The following is a 21156-nucleotide window of genomic DNA, read 5'->3' as shown; positions in this document are numbered from 1 at the left end:
CCTGGCTCTGAGAGCCCCTCGGTGTCGTAGGTTCGCTCGTCCAGCTGTCATGCGGCGGCCGGACGGTGCGCCTGTTCCAGGCGCTGGCGAGCACAGGCCCTCCGGGGCAATTCCGCGCGGTGGATCGGTACTTCGCAGCCGGTGGCCTTCTCCAAGGTGGTGTGGGCCCTCAGCCCACAGGACGCATCCAACGGACGATCAGCCGCACGTCCTCGGTCCGGTCTTCCAGGCGCTCTCGGGGAGACACACTGTGCAACTCCGTCGCACTTGACCGCACGCCGGCCGACCGCATGACGTCACGGCGGGAAGCGCCGCATCCGCCGGACTCGGTCATCTCACAGAAGCACAAACTCACTTAACAAGGAGCAGCAGCATGAAGATCTCTATCGGGCTTCCCAGTTTGGTGCGTAATGTCCGGGCCGAGACAATCCCGGAGTGGGCCAGGCGCGCGGAGGCAGCCGGATTCTCCTCGCTGAGTGTGGGCGGCCGCTTCACCTACCCCAACGTCATGGACACCGTGGCGCTCGCGGCGGCCGCCGGTGCGACCAGTTCGATCGGCCTGGTCACAAACATCCTGGTGGCGCCGGCCTGGCCGCCGCTTCTGCTGGCCAAGGAACTCGCCGGCATCCAGGGCGTCTCGGGCGGGCGACTCACCGCAGGGCTCGGCATCGGCGGGCGGGAGGACGAGTTCATGGCCCAGGGTGCGGGGCCACGCGGTGCGGGCAAACGGATGGACGACGCCCTGGAGGTCTTCCGTGATTTCTGGGCGGGCAGGCCCATCCCGGGGAAGCAGTTTGCCGGTGTGCCCGGTGAGGGGGTCGAGATCCCGCTGCTGTTCGGCGGTACGGCCCCGGCTGCGCTGCAGCGGATGGCCAAGTGGGGCAAGGGGTACATGTCCGGCACGGTGCCCGTGTCGATGTCTGCCTCCTGGTTCGACAACGCCCGCCGGGCATGGACGGACGCCGGCCGGGAGGACAAGCAGTATCTCGTCGGGACCGTCCATTTCGCATTGGACGACGACTCCGACAGGGGGCGGAATTACATCTACGACTTCTACAGCAATCTGGGTGAGGAGGTCGCCGCACTCTGCTCGAGCGCCGTGGTCGGGAGCACCGACGCGGCACGCGACAGGGTCAAGCAGTACGAGGACCTGGGCGTCGACGAGCTGATCTTCAACCCGACCATTGACGACCTCGACGAGATCGAACGGCTGACCGAAGCCGTGCGGTAACGGTCTGTCAGGCGATGCCGGTGTGGCGTGCCGACTGGGCCGACGGTCGCGCAGTACAGCTGCTTCGCCATGTGGGCAGCCACTGGCGTCTTGTTCACGGTTCCCCAGCCGAGGCACAAGCGCTACTTGAGGAAAAACTCGAACAAACGGCACCCATACACGCCGCAGTCACCATCGATTGCCCGACGATGATCTCTGGGCGATCAACGGCTACGAAAATCTTGTATGAGCCTGGCTCTTCTGCAGTGAGCTGATGATGTCGTGCGCCGACCGTTGCCGTTCGTGGTTGGACGGCGGACTTGGTGGTGCACTCACACGAGTACGGGGACAGCCCAGGACCGCTGGCGCGCGATCACGGGGCCCACCTGGTGTCCCTGGTCCGTACGGGAGCACGTTTCGAACGCGGCCAGCTCGTGGAACGAAAGGAGCTGGCGGCCTGATGACACCCGGAGCCTCTCTCATCGGCGGCGTCGACGTAAAAGATGTTCAGCACCAGTTCGCCGCTCCTGGGGAGTTTGAAGCACCTGCCCAGGCATGTGGCTGCGGTGCCAGAACCGCTATGTCGCTCCCGAACCCGACCACCAGCCGCCCGTCGGACGCCATGGTCACTGCAGTCACCTCCGAGGGGAACACCAGATCCGAACCCACCTGACGGTGGGCGGCCATGTCCCACACCCGTACCGTCTGGTCATCACTGCCGGTAACGACGAGGGGACGGCGGTCGATCACGGTCGTGGCGAGGGCCCACACCGGACCGGTATGGCCGGTCAGTGGCACACGTCCCGTCACTTCCGTGCACGCGGCCACGTCCCACACCTGAACCTGCCCGTCCCAGCTGCCGGTGACGGCGACCAAACGGGCGCCGACGACGACGGCGGTCAGCGACACCCGCTGTCTGTTGCCCCCGGTCGGGGGTGCGACCTGGCCCTGATACAGGCACTCAGTCAGATCCCATGCCCCGACGGTGCTGTCGTCGTGCAGAGTGACGGCCTTGGTGTGACCGTCCACCACTGCCGTCGCCACCGACACCACGGCGCCGATGTGCCCCACCGGTGGGGCACTCACGAGATCGCCCACAATCTCGCCAGTGGCCGGGTCCCACATCAACAGCTGGGGAACGTTTTGCTTGCCTATGAGAACCACGGGCCGACCGTTCACCACGCCTGTCGCCGCCGCCCACGCCCCACCAGCGAGACTCGCCAGCGGACGGCCGTCGGCCAGGTCCCACGATTGCACCAGTGCAGACGAGTCGGCGATGAGGGCAACGGGTCGGCCGTCCACTATCTCCGACGCCACAGTCCAGACCGAGCCACGAGCAGGCAGAGCGGCACCGATCCGCTTACCTGTCGCCAGGTCCCACACCAGCACGGCTTCGTCATCGGCTCCGGTGATGGCGACCGCGCGCCCGTCAAGCACGGCTGTCGCCGCCGAACGCACCCAGTCGGCGTGGCCGGTCACCCCCGTGGTAAACCCGGCGATCAGACCGCCGGTGGCCCATTCCACCTGCCACCCCGTCCCCGGGCCCGCCACCCGTGTCACCGCCGGCTCACCGCAGGTTCCATCCTCATGAACCAGACCCGTCATGACCCGCAGGCTAACCGCGCCTCTCCCCGGAGGAGAAACGAAAATCCTGTGCTCCCTACCGGACTGCGGAAGAGCACAGAGTGCTGTCCGGACAAGAACCGCGGTGCTGTCCAGACTCGGTCTCTGGCTCAATAGGACGGCCGCAGCATCGACAGTGCCAACCACCGCTCGCACGTCGCCTTCGCCGACCCGAAGACCGGTGCCTGCCCGAACGGCTTCAAGGCCATCCCGCAGCTGGTCCAACGCCTGATCTACGCCATAAGGGCACCGAGTCTCAACGACAACGGAAATTCCACCCCCTTCTACGCAGTGGACGGTTTCCCGGAGCAGATGCACAAACCGATCACCGACCACGGCGACTTCATCAACGCTTTCGACGAGAACCAGATGGGCCAGTGCATCAACACCGGCCGGAAGTGCCAGTGATCTCCCCTCCCGGAATCTGAGACCCGCCGAGCCAACCCGAGGCGGCCTGCGTGGCACTCACTTCGCAGGCCGGCTCACCGTGCCTTGGGCGGGCAGACTCCACGGCACCGCTGGTGCCGGTGACCTTGACCAAGGCCTCCGGCACCAGCGGCCGGCGGCCGCGCGGTTCTGGCTATCCGACCTGCCCCAAGAAGCACCCGTGCCCAAACTGATCCGCCCGGCAAAGAGCCGCTGGCACATCGACCCGTCGGTGGCGCACGAGTGGCTGGGAGGGCTGCGCTTCAAGCGGCTGGACGACCCGTACCTTGGCGATGAGAGGTACTCGGGGCTGCTTCCAGGCCGGTGGGAGGCCAGTCGACGGGGTCTTCGGTCCAGACGAGCGTCCCGGGGAAATCCGGGTCCCTGTTGGTTACTTCCCACTCGTCGTCGCCCCGCAGTATCGCGATCCAAGGAGGCGGTGAGGCCAGCACGTTCCCGACGAACTCCAGGGCACTTGCGAAGGAGCGCCACAGGGGATCACGCTCCCAGACGAAGCCCTGCTGGATGTCCCACTCGCCAAGACGGGCTGTCCTGATGTCGACCAGGAGCTGGATAACGCTCAACGTCGCGATCGGGACGAGGAGTGGTTTATCTCCTGCTGTCAGGTTCTTGTCGTCAGGTGCCGCGTACTTCAACCAGTCCGCACGATTCTCGAGGATGTCCTCGACGCTCAGTAGCGTGAACCCGGGCGGGATGATCACGGTCAGGCCTGAGCCGTTGTGACGCAGCAGTGAGCGTTCGACGTCGTCCGGCAGTTGCCCGCCCAAAGACTCGTACAAGGCATCCAGGTCTGCGCGCGTGCACGGAGCGGGCAATGGCTCTTCCTCCGGCGCATGCTGGGCTATCCAGCGCTCGATCTTGCCCCACGACTCCTCGACACTCACGCACCCTCCTCCACCCGGCCAGAGGCACAGGATCCCGACTCATCAACGGCCAGGACACCCAACGGAGTTCAAGGATGGTTTCTCACTGAGCGTTTGGTCCAGTGGTCCGGGTCTGCTCCCGTGTCAGGTTCCGCGCCAGTTCCGATCGAGGCCCGCTTCGCACCGCTGCGGCAGTTCACCATCGCCAACTCCCGACACCCCAACCACACCGTGCAGACCCGGGCCCTGCACGCCTACTTGCGGTGGCACAACGCCAATGCCCGTCAACGCGAGGTCTTGGCCGCCGAACGCAAGGAACGCGCCCGGATCCGCAGTGAGAGAGGCATCCGCTGGGGCGGACGTCACGTCGCCGCCGCGGCGTGACGAACTTGGCGAACTTATGCAGCCAGCCCACGGCACCGGCGCTCCAAGCGCGATGAGCTGGGCTTCTGCATACTCGTGGCCCTGCTCCTGGCGGCTGACCTTCTTACCGTCCGGTCGAAGCCGGTTCCGTGGGGCATGAGTTCGATGGTCCGCTCGGTCTGACCCCGGGCCCAGGCCGAGCGTCCAAGGCAGGTCACGCCAAACGCGGCCGCGCGGAAACCATCACGCGGAGGAACGGGGGTGGCTCTGGTCGCGCCAGGACCGAGGCGAGATTCCGTACGTCTGTTTGAACACCCTGCTGAAGTGGGTCGCGTCCACGAAGCCCCAACTCCGTCCTATCGCCGCGATAGTCCGCAGTCGGCCGTTGGGGCCGGCCAGCTCTCGCCTGCATTCGGCCAGGCGGCGTGTACGGATCCAGTCTCCGAGGGTGATGCCCGACCGGGACAGCACAGCGTAGAGATGACGCACGGAGATGCCGTGTGCGGCGGCGATCCGTGCCGCCGACAGATCGGGATCAGCCAAGTGCTCCCGGAGGTAGTGAGTGATCCGCAGGCTGAGGGTCGCCTCCAACGGTGCTCTGGCCAGGCTGGCGTTGCCGTGCTGGGACGTCAGGACGGCACGGAGGAGTTCGATGCTGGGTTCCACGACGGCGTCGGCGTGCACGCCCTGGTGCAACTCGTCGGTGACGGCCAGTTGGGAGAAGTATGTGAAGGCGAGGCGCGCAACGGGGTTGTCGGATCCCAGCGGAACCGCGGTGATGTCACGGAGCAACCGGTCGGGGAGCGCGAGTGCCGCGCGGGGGAAACGGATGAAGCGGTAGTCGACTCCCTCGTCGAAGAGATGTGTGTAGGGAGCGATCGATTCGTAGACGGCGAATTCCCCCGGCCTCAGCAGGCACTCGCGACCGTTCTGCACCACCACGCTGCTACCCGTCATCTGCACACCGAGGGTGACGGCCGGCTCCTCGTCCTCCCGGGCGAGCCGCTCCGTGCGACGGAGGGTGACCGCGGTCGCCCGCGCCGAACACATCCTGATGGGCCCCGCGGCGCCGAGCCCGATGCGAACGGAGATGTCCTCAGCCGCAGGACCATGGTCGATATCGACCGCCACCATGGATTTCCACACCGCGTTGCGGACCACTTCCTCCCGGTCGCGCGGCGGTATGAACGCGGTGTCCAGGACCGGGCTCATGACGCAGACCTTCGTCTGCATCGATCGCAGAGCCGGCCTGACAGTAACTCGGCCCGTTCCCCCACAAGACCCCCCTCGACACGGACGGTTCCCGCCATCAGTTTCGCGAGATTCTCTCTCGCTGCACAACGGCTTCGACAGGCACACACAGGACCCTCACCTGATGCGGCGTCAACTTGCGGCTGTGCACTACTGACAAAGTTCCCTGCACGGATGGCAAAGTCCGAAGCCCACGATGACCCTAAGGTCCATGGGCGAGGCCTTCACTGAGACGGCATCACCGACCAGAAGGATTGCATCGTGCAACGAGTATCAACGACGCTCCGCATGCGGATCGCAGCGTTGGGGGCTTTGGCTCTCCTCCTCGCCGCCGGCCTGACGGCCAGCCCGATGATGACTGCGCCCGCCCACGCCGCCTACGGTCCGTGCAACACGACGGTGAAGCGCGCCGATGGGTACTTGGCAAGCTACACAGTTCCCGCGCGCACCGGTAACGGTACGAGCTGTTACATGCAATATCAGACGGGCAGCTCAAACGCCGTGAAGACGCTGCAGACAGCTATCCTTCGCTGCTACAGCGACACCTACGCCGCCGATCGGATCCGCGACACCGGAGGGGCAGACGGGATCTACGGCACCGGCACGGTGGATGCCGTTCGGTGGCTCCAATCAATGCTCGGCCTGAGCGCAGACGGCGTCTACGGGCCGGCAACCCGTAATGCGATCAAGTGGCTGGGATATGGCCAGGACGTCGCCAACGGGGGCGTTTACCCTTACTGCGACACCCATTCGTTCTAGTCACCACAACGTCTGTCGACGCCGCCCTCTGTGCCTGAGGTCGGCGTCGGCGTCTGCCTTGCAGTCCAATACCGTAGGCATTGGCACACGTAACGGACCTGCCAGTTGGTGTCGGACTGGAACTGGACGGTGAGCAACGCGGGGCCGCCGTTGTGGCGAAGCACCTCGTCACTGTGGCCGCAGTGTTCGGGGGCGAGCCTGGTCGTGGCCGACAACCGGTCCACACGGGCTTGCAGTGCCCCCTCGATGTTCGCCTACACGGACAACGGCTACGCCAGCACAGAGGCGGTGTTCGGCTCCGTCGCATCCATCGCCAGCGTGTGCGTCCCGGTCCTCTGTCTCGTGGGTCTGCGCCACCACAGCCGCTCGGCCACGCCATGGTCAAGCGCCCCGCGTGCTTTGTGCGCGGTGCTCCTCACTGCAGCGCTGACAGCAAGTACGTGGTGGGAGAACGCCCTTGGCTATGCCCTGTACCCGCCTGCGGTGTTCGGCTGGATGCTCGCCCTGATCGGGGCCGGATGGCTTGTCACTGCAACCCCGCACGTGGATCCGAACGGATCCGACGCGGCTCGTGCCCGCGCCGTCGACCAGCTCATACAGGCTCAGACCCTCAGCGCCGCCCGTCGCAGGTACCTGCGCAACTCGCGCGTCCAACTGGCCGGTTCCGACGTCACACCACGGGCCTGGCAGCGGCGATGGCATCAGCTCGCCCCGCACGATCCGGGGGTAGGGCCCCTCGCTCAGGAACAGAACCTACGCCACCGCGCATTGGGGCAGGGCGGGCACTGGACACCACGGCAACGCGCCGGATTCGGCGCACTCATCGCCCTCGTCTCCTCGATTCCCTGGGCCTGGGCCTTCATCGCCAGTTACGGCGCAGCCTGGCTAGAGACCCCCACGAACAATCTGCAGATGGCAGCCTTCATACTGCACGCCGCACACTGGTCTCTGTACGGCGCCGTGTTCGGCTATGCCTACCCACAGTTGCGCGGCGACTCCCCCGTCACAAAGGCTGTCCGCTTTCTGCTGGTCATCGCGGCATGCGAACTCACCAACGTCGTCACAAGCGAAGACGGGTGGCTGGTTAGCGGGTCCTTCGCCCTCGCTACATCGGTGGTCACCTGCCTCGCCCTCGGTCTTGGTTTCGAAGTCCTCCTGATCAGAGACGTCGGATATCGGTGGACCGACGTGCGCAGCCTGCGCAGCGCGGGAAGTCTGCTCACTCCCGCCACCACATTCATCGTGGCTGTCGCAACGGCGATCGCCACTGTCTTGGCCACCGCTTGGTCGACGTCGTTGGTCGCTCCGACGCCAGCACCTCAGGGCACGATGCAGCAGCCAGCCGAAGGAACACCGACGTCCCTGCCTTGAATCCGTGCGGATGTGAGCTCCTCTGCGGTGAGCCGGCGACGCCGCGTGCCGCTGTCGTTCGTGCTCACAAGGCCGATCGCCATGTCCAGGACGTGGTGTACGGAGCGCCGTGACGCCCTCAATCGCCACTCGCGGGGGTGGGACTGCGGCGGTGCGAGGCTGGCCCGCGAGCGGGTAGCTGGGTACGAGGGCACCCGCGGGGACGCGACCTGATGGTATTCCACGCCCGCGAGGAACACCTCCGCGTGCCTCGGCAGCACCGCGAGAACGTCGACTGCGAGCTTCTCGGGCTGAGGTCGTTCATTTCCAACACCCGAAGGCGGGCCGCCAAGCTAAGCCCCAAGCGACGCGACGCCCTCACCGCCCTCGGCATGCCTCGGTATCGATGTCGCCGTCGTCCCGAGGAACCCACAGGTCAACGGATGCTCAGTGATCGCCAGACGCTGGGCAGTAGAGCGAAGTTTTGGTTGGATCATGTTGCACCGCTGCCTCGCCCGGGACTACATAACTTGGCACAATCCATGAACCATCCCGTCTTCAACCGGAACGTCCTCTGAGGCCCTCAATGCCCTGGGCATGCGCCGGTGAACGTTCCAAAGGCGGCGTACCAGGGGTGTTAGCCCTCCCTTCCATCAGCTCGTTTCCACTCCAACCACTCCAACAATTCGACGGAGTGCAGAGTGTCAGAGTGCTCCGGCCCTACCACCCGACGCCGCGCCTCCAACGTCTCCTCCCCCAACACCAACGCCTCCTCCACCCAACCCACCTCCGCCAACCGGACGGACAGGTTGTGCGCCGTGTCCAGCGTGTGCGGATGCTCCGACCCCAACACCCGACGCTGCACCTCCAACGTCCTCTCCCCCAACACCACCGCTTCCTCGACCCGTCCCACATCCGCCAACCGGATAGCCAGGTTCGACGCCGTGAGCAGCGTGTCCGGATGATCCTCGCCCAATACCCGACGCCGACGCTCCAACGTCTCCTCCTCCAACACCAGCGCCTCCTCCACCCGGCCCACGGACGCCAACTCGACGGCCAGTCCCGTCGCCGTGAGCAGTGTGTACGGATGTTCCGCCCCCCACACCCGACGCTGCACCTCCAACGTCTTCTCGTCCAGGGCGACGGCTTCCTCATGCCGCCCCAGCGCCCACAACCGGACAGCGAGGCTGCGGGCGCTGACCAGGGTGCCGGGGTGGTCCTCACCATGGAGGCGTCGATGGCGGGCGAGACTGTCTTCGTCCAGCGCGCGGGCGCGCTCGTGGTCCTGGGTTTCGTCATAGGCGCGGGCCAGGTTGTGGGCGGCCTCCAGGGTGTCGGTGTGGTCGGGGCCCAGCTGCTGCAGGCAGGCGTCGTAGAGCCGTTGCAGCCGCTCCCGGGCCGGGCGGGCCTGACCACGGTCCATCAGATACCAGCACGCATCCGCCACCACCTCCCGGCCTCGGCTGGTGGTGAGCCGGGTGGGGTCGATGGCCAGGGCGTGCGGGAGCAGGACCTGCCAGGCCGGCCAGAACTGCGGCTCGTCTGGGCGGCCGGGGTAGACCGCGGCAAGGAGTGCTTCGGCATCGGCCATCGCCTGGTCGTGTTCCTGGCTGGCCATCTGGCCCGCGAGCATCTCCTGGGTAAGGCGGTGCAGTTGCAGAGTGCCGTTCTGAACCCGGGCCAGACTATGCCGGGCAACCGCTTCCACCGCACCCACCGCTACCAGCCGCGAACCCACCGTCTCCCCCAGGAGCGTGGACGTCGGGTCGGGGAGGTGGCCAGCACAGCTGGTGAGGGGGAAGGGTTCAGGGGCCAGCAGGGCCAGCGCATCCACCACCGCCCCGGCCCCGGGGTGGTCTGTCTCCAGGCGGATGCGGGTCAGGCGGACCTGCGCGGCCAACGCGTTCGGGTAGCCGGGCGGGTGGCCCTGAGCCATCACCGCCACCAGGCTCGCCGCCAGTTCCTCCTTCAGGTCCGCCGCCGACAAACCCCGGGTCAGCAGCGCGGCCGCCTGCGCCAGCGCGAGCGGCAGATCGTCCAAGGTGGCGGCGATGTCATCGGCGTCCGCATCGGTCAGAACCGCTCCCTGAGCGCGCAGCAACGCCACGGACTCGGTGCGGGAGAGAGTGTCGACGTCCAAGGGCACGGCGTAGCTGTTCCAGTGCGGGTTGCGGGAAGTGATCAGCACATGCCCGGAACCGCCCGGCAGGAACGCCGCGAGAGCGTCGGGCTCTTCGGCGTTGTCGAACACGAGCAGCCAGCGCGAGCGGGTCCGCAGCTCCCCCAGCAGCAACTGCACCGCCTCGACAGGCACCATACCGCCCGGTGCAGCCCCGATCCGGGCGGCGAGAGCGGTGAGCTGGTCGGGGATCAGCGCCGGATCTTCCGCCGCGATCCACCAGGCCAGTTCGTACTCTCCCGCGAACCGGTGGCCGTACTCGATGGCGAGTTGGGTCTTTCCGACGCCACCGCGGCCGTGTAGGGCCTGCACCGCCACCCGCTGACCGGACGCCAGCGCTTCCCTCACCCTTACCAACATGCCGTCGCGGCCGGTGAAAGCCGCATTCCGTGTCGGCACATTCCACACCCGCGGCAGACTCCCAGGCAGGCGGGGGCCGCTGGCTCCGACTTGCCGCAACATGTCACCCGGGCCGGGGAAGGGCGGCTCCGTATCCGGCCGGGACGGGCCGTCGACCGCCTCCAGCAACACCCTGCGCGCCTCTACCGGGCTCAGACCGAACAGATCCCGGCACAGCAGCGGACGCAGGATCGCCGGAGCCTCCACCTCGGCCACCCGGACCGGGGTGATCTTCTCCCGCATCGCCACCATCGCCGTCCACTCCGGTGTCGTGAACCGCTCCGGCTCGAAAAACGCCGGGGAGAACAACGCCAGCAGCCGACCATGCGCGAGGGCGGCGTTCATCTTCATCACGAAGTTGTCGCCCGCACCCCAGTCCCAGTAATCCAGCTCGACCTGGTGCCCGGCGTCGAGCAGTTGCCATCCGACCCACTCCGCCCACGCACGATCCGCCCCGGCGTGGCTGATGAACCATCGCCGGTTCGACGTGTCGTCAGATGCCTTGCCGGATCCATCGTTCGTGCTCATCGTGCTCCCCCGAAACCACGCTCCCCGTGCTGCGTTCCAGCCTATGGCCCGCGTGCCTGCCGGGACTTGGCTCCACGCTGCCCCGGTCCAGCTGTGAACCTGCAACGGCGGCACCAACCAGCCGTGGAACCTCAGCTGACTCCACCCCTGTCCGGCCCGGGCCCGCCCCGGCTCGGACAGGGCGAAAACTCCGACGGGAACCCACACCCTTGTCAGGGGCATGACCTTCTTCTACAGTCCCCGGATACAGATATTGTGGGAGCGCTCCCATTGGTGAGGTGTTCCAGCGCTCACTCCCCTCCCTCCGAGAGGACTCCCCTACGAACGTCACGGCGCCCCGTCACGAAGAAGGCGGATCCCTCCATGCAGCTTCTTTCGACCCCCCGCTCGCCGGCCCGAAGGCGCACCGCCACGTTGCTGGCAGCGCTCTGCTGCGCCGCGTTACCCGTCATGGCCTCGGCAGCCCAGCCGCCCGCAGCGAGTGCCGCCGCAACTGAGGTCCTGGGCAACGCGACCCATTTCGCCGGGCTCGGCAGCCCCTACGGCGGCTGTGGTCTGCCGCAGCGCGAACTGGACAGCCAGGACTTCGTGGCGCTCAACGTGTTCAACACACCCGGCGACTACTCGAGCACCTACCCCCGCCCGGTGCCGGACTCAAGCGCATCGGTCAAGGGCGTCTTCGACAACGGCCGCAACTGCGGCCGCTGGGTCAAGGTCACCATCGGGGACTACTGCACCGGCACCAACGACGGCGCCCCGGGCCAGCCCTTCTGCCGCAACGGCTCCTGGGTGGCCGACAAGTACAACGGGGCCACCATGACCATGCTCGTCGCGGACAGCTGCGCCGATTCCAACGCCTGGTGCCGGGACGACCCCAACCACCTCGACCTGGCAACCGACTCCCTCAACCGCTTCCGGACCGGCGGCACCCCAGTGGAGACGATGTACCCGGACCACTGGAACAACCGTCATGTCTCCTGGAGCTTCGTCCCGGCCCCGGACTACAGCGGCGACATCCGTATCGGCTTCCTCAGGGGAGCCCAGCGGTACTGGCCCGCCATCGCCGTCTCCCATCTGCCCAACGGCATCCACGGCATCCAGTACCTGGCGAACGGCACCTGGACCGACGCCGCAATGAACAGCGACATGGGGCAGTCCTACGTCATCGGCCCGACGACCTCCGGCCAAAGCAGCTTCACCATACGGATCCGCGACGCAGCCGACACCTGGCTGGGCGGCGGCCGTACGTACTCCTTCTCGCTGCCGTCTGGCTGCGCGGGAGGCTGCTCGCAGGACTACACCCCCGTCTCCTACACCACCGACAGTTCTGGAGGGACACCACCTCCCACCCCCGCGCCGAGCCCCTCCGGCGACACCGCCTGCACGGCGAAGTGGAAGCTGACCGGCTCATGGCAGGGCGGGTACCAGGCCGACGTCACGGTCACCAACACCGGGTCCCGGCCGGTCACCGACTGGTCGGTGCACCACACCCTGCCGGGGGGTGTGACCGTAGCAAACCGCTGGAACGCGGTGGTGGATCCGTCCCTCCCCGCCACCACCGTTCACAACGCCTCCTACAACGGCTCGCTGACACCGGGCGCGTCGACGAGCTGGGGAATGACGCTCAGCGGCGACGACCGAAACCTCGGCACCCTCTCCTGCACCGCGTCCTGACTCTCGGAGATTGATCATGGCCATGACGTCATTACGCGTACGGCGCTGCCGACCAGACGGTGGCTGTGCCTGCAGTTCCAGATCGACACCGCCGCCCAGTCCATGCGCACATCGGTCACCGGCCAGGAGGTCGCCGGACTGCACGTGGACGGGGTGGCGACCCGGAACATCGACCGGCAGTGGCTCGCCCGTAGGGCCCCTCCCCGCCCCACCGGCCTGCACCTGGGGTGGGAGAGCTACGGCGCCGGGGACGACACTCTCTGGTTCGACGACGTGGCCCTGAGCTCCTCACCGATCGGCCGCTGACGCCCGCGTGGGATCCGTCGGGCAGACAGGATCTGCACGCGCAACAGTTGTTGATTCCTTGATCCATACGGCGCGCAGCACCCGCCTGGTGGACCGGTCAAGCTCCAGGACCTCGGCCTGGGCCCGGCTCACCAGCTCGTCGATCAGCTGGGTATCGAACTCATCGATCCCTTACAGCAACGAGGAGATCAAGTGAAACGTCGTCAGACCTTAATGGCCACCGGCGCCGCCGGTGCACTGATCCTCGGTGGCCTTGCCCTCGCCACCCTGCCCGCATCGGCAGCCGCCACCGGCTGCTCGATCGCGTACAAGGTGCAGAGCGAATGGCCGGGAGGGTTCACCGCGAACCTGGCCATCACCAACCTCGGCTCCCCCGTGCGCGGGTGGACCGCGACGTTCGACTTCCCGAACTCCGACCAGAAGGTCACCAACGGCTGGAGTGCCACCTGGACACAGTCCGGAACCCACGTGTCCGCCACCAGCCTCGACTGGAACGGGGCGCTGGATACGGGCGGGTCGGCTTCCATCGGGTTCACCGGTGCGTGGAAGGGCGCCAATCCGGAACCCGCATCGGTTGCACTCAACGGCGTGACCTGTACCGGCTCGGTGACATCCCCGACCCCCAGCCCCACCACCACTCCGACCAGCGGTCCCAGTGGTCCGGCCCCAGAGCTGAAGGTTTCCGGCAACAAGATCGTCACCGCGAGCGGCAAGCAGTACCGGCTGCTGGGTGTGGACCGCTCCAGCGGTGAATACGCTTGCGTGCAGGGCAAGGGGCTTTGGGACAGCGGCCCGGTCGACCAGGCTTCCGTCGACGCGATGAAGACCTGGAACATCCACGCAGTACGCCTGCCGTTGAACGAGGAATGCTGGCTCGGCATCAACGGCTCGCCCAACGGAACCACTTACCAGCAGGGCGTCAGAGACTACGTCAACCTGCTGGTGGCCAATGGCATCACCCCGATCCTCGACCTGCACTGGACGCGGGGCGCCTACACCAATGGGCCGGACTGGCACTGCAAGGACGCCACCGCGACCTGCCAGAAACCGATGCCGGACGCGCAGTACGCCACCCAGTTCTGGACCGGTGTCGCCAACGCCTTCAAGGGCAATGATGCCGTCGTCTTCGATCTGTTCAACGAGCCGTACCCGGAGATCGCCGCCGACTGGGACAAGACCGTCGGCTGGCGGTGCTGGCGAGACGGCGGTACCTGCACAGGCCTTCCCTATGAGACGGCCGGCATGCAGGACCTGGTCGACGCGGTCCGGGCCACCGGAGCGACCAACGTCCTCATGCTGGGTGGCCTGGAGTGGGCCAACGACATGCGCGAGTGGCTGACACACATGCCGACCGACCCGGTGAACAACATCGCCGCGTCATGGCATTCGTACAGCTTCAACGCCTGTGCGACCGAATCCTGCTGGGACAGTCAGGTCGCGCCGCTCGCACAACAGGTACCGGTCGTCATCGGTGAGTTCGGCCAGGACAACTGCGGCTTCGACTACATGCAGCGGTTGGTGGACTGGGCTGACGCGCACAGCATGGGCTATCTCGCCTGGACGTGGAACCCGTGGGGCTGCAGCACTGGTGCCGTACTCATCAAGGACTGGGCGGGCACCCCGGAACCTGGCATCGGCGAGGGCCTCAAGGCCCACCTGATCAGCCAGGACCCCTACACGACCCCGTAACCACGCACCCAGCGGCTGCCCAGCCGCGTACGACGCCGCCCCGGCCGGATGCCCCAACGGCACAACTCGGCCCGGGCGGCTTTCGACCACCACGAGTGTGAGTGTGGCGAGGTGCTCGAACCGCAGCCCCCAGGGGAGTCGCCCGCTCCCAGACTCCGGGTGTGAAACCGGTCGGCGGCCGATATCGGAGCGCCCCGCACCAGCCGGATGCCCATTCCTTCTGGCTGGGGGAACTCGACGCGGCGGTGTGCATCGCACCGCCCCAGGTCGAGCAGATCCTCAGCAGCTCCTGCGCCCCGAGCCGTTATCGTGTCCGTGGCCAAGGGCCCGGGCCTGGAGCCGCGCCCTGGAGCTGCTCCTCGTCGACCCCGACCGCGGCATGAACCTGCGCAACGACGTCTGCCACGGCTTGGTCGACACCCTGCCCAAGCACCGCGTCGCACTCATCCTCCAGGCTTCGTTGTACCTGCTCAGCCACGCCCACGGGCATCGATCCCCTGCCCCGCCCACCCCTTCAAGGTTCAGCAAGCGAACCCCGCAGGAGAAGCAGGCGGCCCGCCCTCGCCTGGCGGCCGAACGACTCTCCACTGCTGATCGGACGCCTCGGTCCGACCAACGCACAGGGCGGGCCCCTCTGCGCACGAGTCCGGCCCCCGCACATCACCCAGACCGCCGAACGCGCCGGCCAGGAGAGGTCGCACGCCGTTCCGGCCGACATCAGTGCCGCCAGGACGCTCAGCGGCTACAGCTGCATAGCCGCACGTCAGCAAGGTGGCCCGCACGGCTGTCACGTAGGCCCTGCGCCTTGGCGACAGGCACGGTCACCGTACGGGCGCGGGTTACGGGTGGGACGGGAGCCAGTGCTGTTGGACGGCTCGCACACCGGCCTCGAAGCGGCTGCGGGCGCCGAGGCGCTCCATGAGTTCGGAGGCTATGCGGCGGGCGGTGCGATGGGAGACTCCGAGGCGCTTGGCGATGGATTCGTCGGTGTGGCCCTCGGCGAGCAGGCGCAGGGCGGTGGACTGCTGGCCGGTGAGGCCGTGCGCGTCGGTGGGGACGAGCCGGCCGAGCGGCTGGGCGGATTCCCAGATGGTCTCGAAGAGCGCGCACAATGCGGTGAGCGTGCCCTGTCCGGTCAGGAGCACCGCGCCGGCGCCGGTGTCGTCGCTGCTGACGGAGATCATGGCGATCTGCCGGTCCATGAGGATCATCCGGGTGGGAAGCGACGGCACCGTGCGGACCTGACCGCCCAGCCCGGCCAGCCAGTTGGCGTGCTGAACAGTGGGCCGGTTGGCGCGCACGCTGTCCAGGTAGATCGTGCGCATCCGCACCCCACGGCCGAGCAGATCCTCGTTGAGCGGCCGGGACGCGGCCATGTTGTCCGCGGTCTGCGGCCCGCCCGGCGCGAACGTCAGGAACTCCTCGCGCACCTCACGGGTGAGCACGGCCAGCCGGTCGCGGATCTGATCGAGCCCCACCAGCTGCTCCACGCCGGGGTGGCTGGCGGCCGGCCTCAGCTCGGCGTACTCAGAGATGAGTTGGGCCGCGGCCGCCCTCGATGCCTCCAGGCGCTGCTGCTGCGCCGCCAGCTGGGCCTGCTGCCGGGCCATCAGGATCTCCATGCCGATGTCCGGCGAGACCGCCCGCAGCCGCCCCGCGTCCCCGGCGGCGGGACGCGCCAGCGCCAGCTCGCTCAGGGTGTCGAGGGCGTCGCGCACCTGCTCCTCAGACAGCCCCACGGCGTCGCCGAGGTCCGCGACACCGGCGGCCGGATGTCTGAGCATGGCGCGGTACACCGTCTCCGCGACAGCGTCGAGCCCGAGTGCGGTCAGCACGTGCGTCCCCCCGTTTTCTGCACACAACGCCCCCTCTTCAGCGCCGATCTTCGCAGAACAGAGACGTTCCGTCACAGGGGCGGGCCGGAACGGGCCAGGGACACAACCGGCCACCCGTCAGACGGACTTGGCGGCCTCATCCGTTGAGACGCTGGAGCGCATGTATCTCGTCCACGCGCACCTGGAACTCCCTCCCGGCAACCGTCTGCCGCCGGACGTCCGTGAGTTGGTGCACGCGTCCCTCGTTCCCGGTGACCGCGTCGAGCACGTCGCCGTGCATCCCCGCTCCTCCTCCCGACTCACCCTGGGCCTCTACCTGCTGGCCGACGGGCTGGGAGAGGCCGAGGAACGGGCCGTCCGCTTCTGCGGCCGACTGCTGCGCGACGTGCCGCAGTTGGCGGGAGCGCGACTGGCGGGGGCCGGGGTGCCATTGATACCTCTGGCGTTCGAGGCGCAGCCGGTGGACTGAGGCGGCCCGTGTGGACGTATCGGTCCAAGGCCCTTTCCGTCCACCGAGGAACCCTTCTCATGGGCCCGGGCGGCGACGAACCTGGTGATCACCGGCCGGTCAGCGCGTCACCGCGGGACGCGACAGCAGGCCGGACTCCACCCCTCGTCCCGGAAGGAACGGACAGCCATGCCTCGCACCCGTATCGCCAAGGCCGTCGCGGTCGTCTCCCTCGTGGTCACCGCGGCCCTCGCCACCCCGGCCGTCCCCTCGGCATACGGGACGGACGCCGCCGAGCTCTCCTCCGTCGTCACCGCGGACGCCGGCTGGCAGGCCGCCCCCACCGACGCCGGCTGGCAGTAGCCCGTCCGCGCCGGCACTGACTGCCCGACACCAACCGCCCCCGGGGGAACCAGAAGTGAAGACCATCCGCACCCACGGCCGCAGAGCCGCCGGTCTGCTGACCACCGCCACCCTGAGCGCCGCCCTCCTCACGGTGACCGCTCCCACCGCCGACGCGGCCACCACCTGCTCGGGCGGCGTCAACATCTACGGCGTACTCGGCGACGGCAGGCTCACCTTCAGCCAGATCAACCCGGCCACCGGCGATCTCGCCAAGGTGCTCGTCGGACCGGACCTCGGCTTCGAGCCGCAGGCCATGGCGACCCTCAACTTCAACACCGTCCTGATGACCTCGACCAGCGGCGCCCTCTACCGCGTCGACGTCAGGACCAACAACACCAGCCTCACCCTGCTGAACCCGCCGGTGAGGATCGCCGACAGCGGCTGGACCCACGACAAGCTCACCTACGACGGTCACGGCCACCTCTACGGCACCACCACCTCCGGCCTGCTGCTGCGCTACAACGTCACCGAGGACAAGCCGGCCGGCTCCCAGCACATCGGCGTACGCACCGAGATCGGCACCGGGTTCGTCCTGAAGACCCTCACCGCCACCGGCGACGACCGGCTCGGCGCCACCACCGAGGACGGGCGGCTGCTCGACTACACCGTCGCGGGTGCCGGTTCCTGGAAGAGCAACGCTCTGAAGTCCTCCGGCTGGTCGGGCTTCAACCAGCTCGTCTCCCCGGGAAGCGGGCTGTACTACGGACGGCTCTCCACCGGGGCCATGTACTGGTACAAGGACGCCAACCCGACCGACGGCTCCGGCGCGGACATCTCGTACCACCTCGACGACCCGGTCAACACCAGCGGCTGGACGCAGAAGCTGCTGTCCGCACAGCCCGGCACCTACACCTGCACGACCTCCGTGGACACCGTCGACCGCGGCAACATCACCGAGGTCAAGGCGGCCGGGCGGCAGCTGATGAACCAGAAGGACGCGGCCTGGGCCAACGCCTCCCAGTGGGCCTGCCTGGAGAACCTCTGGGACCACGAGAGCGGCTGGCGCTGGAACGCCACGAACCCGTCCTCCGGCGCGTACGGCGTCCCGCAGTCGCTGCCCGCCTCCAAGATGGACTCCGCGGGCGACGACTGGCACGAGAACCCGCTGACCCAGATCAGATGGGGTCTGAGCTACATCGACGGCCGCTACGGCTCTCCATGCAACGCGTGGAACTTCTGGCAGGCGAACAACTGGTACTAGGACCGTAGTTACGGGCTTACGGACACGGCACAAGGGCGGCGCCCCTCGGAGGAGGGAGTGCCGCCCTTCGTCGTGCGGGCGGGCGGGCCGAGGGGGGAACATCGTCTGCCGGTACGGCGCCGCCTCCGCCCTTGGGCCGGGCATGCGCGCATGCCGAAAGGGCCCGGCCGGTGTCGGCGGGGCCCTCGGGGGCGACGCGGCGAGGCCGGGGCCTCAGGCGCGGGCTTACGGATACGACACAAGGGCGGCCCTTCGGAGGAGGGGGCTACGCCCTTTGTCGTGCGGGCGGGCGGGCCGAGGGGGGTGAACATCGTCTGCCGGTACGGCCGCCCCCGACCCCTGGGCCGGGCATGCGCGCATGCCGAAAGGGCCCCGCCGGTGTCGGCGGGGCCCTCGGGGGCTATGCGGCGGGGCCGGGGCGTCAGGCGATCTTGTTGTAGCGCAGGGCCACGTACGCCGAGGCCGGGTGGCTGTCGATGGTGCCGCTGTAGGCGTTCGCAGACCGGTAGTTCATGTCCGAGTCCGGGCTGCCTTCGGAGTAGTAGTAGAAGGTGCCGGCGTCCTGGTCCTTCCAGCCCGCGAAGAGGACCGCGTGCCCCTCGCTGCTGGAGTTCAGCGCGTCGCCGGGCCGGAGGTCGGCCTTGGAGATCTGCGCGGCGGCGTTGTCGAGGGTCTGCGTCGTCAGCGAGGAGGTGAGGTGCCAGGCCATGGAGACGAAGCCGGAGCAGTCGGTGCGGTAGGTGTCGTCGCCCTCGATGTCGGTGGCGTAAGCGCTCTGGCTGTACTGGATGTTGCGGTTGTACCAGTCCTTGGCCCGGGTCATGACCTCGCTGCGGTAGATCGTGCCGCCCTGCACGGAGTGCGGCGGTGCCGGGGGCACGTAGGCGCAGTTGTCTGCGTACGCCGACAGCAGGCTCTGCGTCCAGCCGGAGGCGTCCACCGGATCGCTCGGGTGGTACGCGATGTCGGAGCCGTCCGCGTCGGTGGGGTCGGAGTCGTGGTACCAGTACATGCCGCCGTTGGTGCGGCCGTAGTAGAGGCCCCCGCCGGGTGAGGACAGCGAGTCGACCGCCGACCAGCCGCTCGACTTCAGCACCGCGCGGTCCCAGTCGTTCACGCCGTTGATCTTGTAGCTGAGCAGGCGTCCGTCCGAGGTGGAGGCGATGATGCGGTCGTCGCCCGCGGCGGCCAGCGTCTTGAGGACGAAGCCCGTGTCGATCACGACATGCTGGCCTATGTGGGCCGACCCGGAAGGCTTGTCCTGCGACACCAGGTACTGGTGAAGCTGCCCGTCGACCGTGCCGTAGAGGTGGCCGGCGCCGTCGTAGACCATCTTGTCGAAGGTCCAGCCGCCGTCCCAGATCTTGGTGACTCCGGCGAGTGCGAGGGCGGTGTTGTTGGTCTGGATGTCGACGCGGTAGAGGTCACCGGCCGTCGAAGTGACCAGCACCGTGTTGAAGTTGAGCGTCGCCATCGCCTTCGGTGTGAAACCGAGGTTCGGGCCGATGAGTGTCTTCACGCGGTCGCCGGTGTTCGGCTCGATCTGCGAGTACGTCAGCCGGCCGTCCGCCAGTGTGCCGTAGATCGACACGTTCCCGGTGCACGAGGCGACGGCCTGTGCGGCTTCGCCGGCGACGGTGACCAGCCCCAGGGACATCGCCCCGACGGCCAGTGCGGCGGACGTACGGCGAATGACGTTGCTCAGCTTCATGGTCTCTCCTGCGGCACGGAAGTCGAGTGGGCGAACGCACGTCCCTGGCCCGGACAGCTGCCCTGCAGGTACAGCTGTGAGGGTTGTTCACGGGTGTGGCGCCCGGTGTCAGGAACTACTCTCGCCGCAGGTCAGGGGTGCCGGAAGAGAGATCCGATGGCCGCAAACGTCCCTGGCCGGTTGCGTCCTGACGGGGCGTTCGCCCATGACAGCGTCCAGGCTGGGCGGGCTATGGGGCCATCCAGTCCCGCGGACGAAGCATGCCGGTCGATGCCCAGGGCTTTTTTGCCGTCTGCCGTTTCCGTGCCGGGCGCTCAGATCCTGCGGCCTTCATTCACATCCCGGAGAGGCTCAGGGGAATCGGCCACGGCGTTTGTCGACGGTTTCGGGTAACAGTTGGCGATCAGACAGATCGAAATTGTCGACGAGAACTGAGAGGACGTTCCGGTTGAGGACGGGATGGTTCATCGATTGCGCCAAGTTATAGGCGTTTCGCCGGTTGCTCGTTTGGCGAGGTTGGAGATCATCGCGAGGCGGATCATGCTCTCGGTAGGCGGAGCCGATGACACGATGATGGCGACTTGAGGTAGCTCCACGGACCGAGTCCGCCCACCCGCAACCTCAGGGGACCCCGACTTGAGGAACATCAGCGGCTCAGCCGCTCCTCCCTCCCCCACCGCCAACGGCCCATTCCTCCCACCAGGTCAACCTCACGGCTGAGCCGATGTTCGGGCCGGACCTTCGTTCGCTCACCTGCAACAACAACCTGTGCCCGACCAACACCGGGTACTGAGCCGGCGAGTCCTCAACTAGGGGTCCCCTAGGCCGTGTTTTAGAACGGGGTGTCCCGCCACGGCTCGTGCCGTGATGATCCCGGTGTGGGGCGTGGGGATCTCTCGGATGAGCAGTGGGCAG

General features: G+C 67.6%; 15 protein-coding genes and 4 pseudogenes. 13 read left to right on the top strand and 6 right to left on the bottom strand.

Annotated elements, in window-relative coordinates; genetic code table 11:
* Positions 1-373 precede the first annotated feature (373 nt).
* Positions 374-1231: an LLM class flavin-dependent oxidoreductase gene (locus ACWD3I_RS47545; protein ID WP_365410811.1), complete on the top strand. Its 858-nt coding sequence runs from the start codon at positions 374-376 to the stop codon at positions 1229-1231.
* A gap of 486 nt (positions 1232-1717) precedes the next feature.
* Here the strand turns inward: ACWD3I_RS47545 and ACWD3I_RS47540 are convergent, their stop codons facing one another.
* Positions 1718-2815 (bottom strand): WD40 repeat domain-containing protein, encoded by a 1098-nt coding sequence (locus tag ACWD3I_RS47540; RefSeq protein WP_365410814.1) that lies wholly within the window; start codon positions 2813-2815, stop codon positions 1718-1720.
* Between the two features lie 135 nt (positions 2816-2950).
* Between ACWD3I_RS47540 and ACWD3I_RS47535 the strand changes: the two are divergent.
* A pseudogene (locus tag ACWD3I_RS47535) lies at positions 2951-3241 on the top strand (DUF1996 domain-containing protein); the annotation flags it as partial.
* Positions 3242-3522: 281 nt separating this feature from the next.
* Here ACWD3I_RS47535 and ACWD3I_RS47530 read toward each other — a convergent pair.
* Entirely contained in the window at positions 3523-4164 is a 642-nt protein-coding gene (locus ACWD3I_RS47530; RefSeq protein WP_365410817.1) for an SMI1/KNR4 family protein, read from the bottom strand.
* A 135-nt stretch (positions 4165-4299) separates the two neighbouring features.
* Between ACWD3I_RS47530 and ACWD3I_RS47525 the strand changes: the two are divergent.
* A pseudogene (locus ACWD3I_RS47525) lies at positions 4300-4527 on the top strand (IS630 family transposase); the annotation flags it as partial.
* Positions 4528-4749: 222 nt separating this feature from the next.
* Here the strand turns inward: ACWD3I_RS47525 and ACWD3I_RS47520 are convergent.
* Positions 4750-5718 (bottom strand): AraC-like ligand-binding domain-containing protein, encoded by a 969-nt coding sequence (locus ACWD3I_RS47520; protein WP_365410820.1) that lies wholly within the window; start codon positions 5716-5718, stop codon positions 4750-4752.
* Between the two features lie 327 nt (positions 5719-6045).
* Here ACWD3I_RS47520 and ACWD3I_RS47515 point away from each other — a divergent pair, with 327 nt between their 5' ends.
* The 4 genes and pseudogenes from ACWD3I_RS47515 to ACWD3I_RS47500 all read left to right on the top strand — a co-directional run.
* Positions 6046-6516: a peptidoglycan-binding domain-containing protein gene (locus tag ACWD3I_RS47515; protein WP_365410823.1), complete on the top strand. Its 471-nt coding sequence runs from the start codon at positions 6046-6048 to the stop codon at positions 6514-6516.
* Positions 6517-6762: 246 nt separating this feature from the next.
* Positions 6763-7887, top strand: coding sequence for a hypothetical protein (locus ACWD3I_RS47510; RefSeq protein ID WP_365410826.1), 1125 nt, complete (start codon positions 6763-6765; stop codon positions 7885-7887).
* A gap of 212 nt (positions 7888-8099) precedes the next feature.
* Positions 8100-8201, top strand: a pseudogene (locus tag ACWD3I_RS47505) (hypothetical protein); the annotation flags it as partial.
* A gap of 55 nt (positions 8202-8256) precedes the next feature.
* Positions 8257-8412: pseudogene (locus ACWD3I_RS47500) on the top strand (IS5 family transposase); the annotation flags it as partial.
* A 91-nt stretch (positions 8413-8503) separates the two neighbouring features.
* Here ACWD3I_RS47500 and fxsT read toward each other — a convergent pair.
* Positions 8504-11077 (bottom strand): FxSxx-COOH system tetratricopeptide repeat protein, encoded by a 2574-nt coding sequence (gene fxsT / locus ACWD3I_RS47495; RefSeq protein WP_365410829.1) that lies wholly within the window; start codon positions 11075-11077, stop codon positions 8504-8506.
* 345 nt (positions 11078-11422) lie between these two features.
* Here fxsT and ACWD3I_RS47490 point away from each other — a divergent pair, with 345 nt between their 5' ends.
* The 3 genes from ACWD3I_RS47490 (at position 11423) to ACWD3I_RS47480 (ending at position 14641) form a co-directional block, all read left to right on the top strand.
* On the top strand, positions 11423-12646 hold the full coding sequence (locus tag ACWD3I_RS47490) for a cellulose binding domain-containing protein (protein WP_365410831.1): 1224 nt from the start codon (positions 11423-11425) through the stop codon (positions 12644-12646).
* A gap of 9 nt (positions 12647-12655) precedes the next feature.
* On the top strand, positions 12656-12952 hold the full coding sequence (locus ACWD3I_RS47485) for a hypothetical protein (RefSeq protein WP_451084426.1): 297 nt from the start codon (positions 12656-12658) through the stop codon (positions 12950-12952).
* A 213-nt stretch (positions 12953-13165) separates the two neighbouring features.
* Positions 13166-14641: a cellulase family glycosylhydrolase gene (locus tag ACWD3I_RS47480; RefSeq protein ID WP_451084425.1), complete on the top strand. Its 1476-nt coding sequence runs from the start codon at positions 13166-13168 to the stop codon at positions 14639-14641.
* 839 nt (positions 14642-15480) lie between these two features.
* Here ACWD3I_RS47480 and ACWD3I_RS47475 read toward each other — a convergent pair.
* Positions 15481-16476 carry a helix-turn-helix transcriptional regulator gene (locus ACWD3I_RS47475; RefSeq protein WP_365410837.1) on the bottom strand — a complete coding sequence of 332 codons (996 nt, stop codon included), beginning with the start codon at positions 16474-16476 and terminating at the stop codon, positions 15481-15483.
* 160 nt (positions 16477-16636) lie between these two features.
* On the opposite strand from ACWD3I_RS47475, the gene ACWD3I_RS47470 reads away from it, so the two are divergent.
* The 3 genes from ACWD3I_RS47470 (at position 16637) to ACWD3I_RS47460 (ending at position 18530) form a co-directional block, all read left to right on the top strand.
* Positions 16637-16945, top strand: coding sequence for a hypothetical protein (locus tag ACWD3I_RS47470; protein WP_365410840.1), 309 nt, complete (start codon positions 16637-16639; stop codon positions 16943-16945).
* Positions 16946-17113: 168 nt separating this feature from the next.
* Positions 17114-17287, top strand: a complete 174-nt coding sequence (locus ACWD3I_RS47465) for a hypothetical protein (RefSeq protein ID WP_365410843.1) — start codon at positions 17114-17116, stop codon at positions 17285-17287.
* Between the two features lie 55 nt (positions 17288-17342).
* Positions 17343-18530: an aggregation-promoting factor C-terminal-like domain-containing protein gene (locus ACWD3I_RS47460; RefSeq protein ID WP_365410846.1), complete on the top strand. Its 1188-nt coding sequence runs from the start codon at positions 17343-17345 to the stop codon at positions 18528-18530.
* 421 nt (positions 18531-18951) lie between these two features.
* On the opposite strand, the gene ACWD3I_RS47455 is transcribed toward ACWD3I_RS47460, so the two are convergent.
* A complete protein-coding gene (locus ACWD3I_RS47455) occupies positions 18952-20241 on the bottom strand; it encodes a hypothetical protein (protein WP_365414213.1) in 1290 nt (429 codons plus the stop codon).
* Positions 20242-21156: the final 915 nt, after the last annotated feature.

The sequence above is a fragment of the Streptomyces sp. NPDC002817 genome, assembly GCF_053592055.1.
Note: the sequence above shows the minus strand (reverse complement) of the source record. Positions and strands in the feature narration are given on the sequence as shown.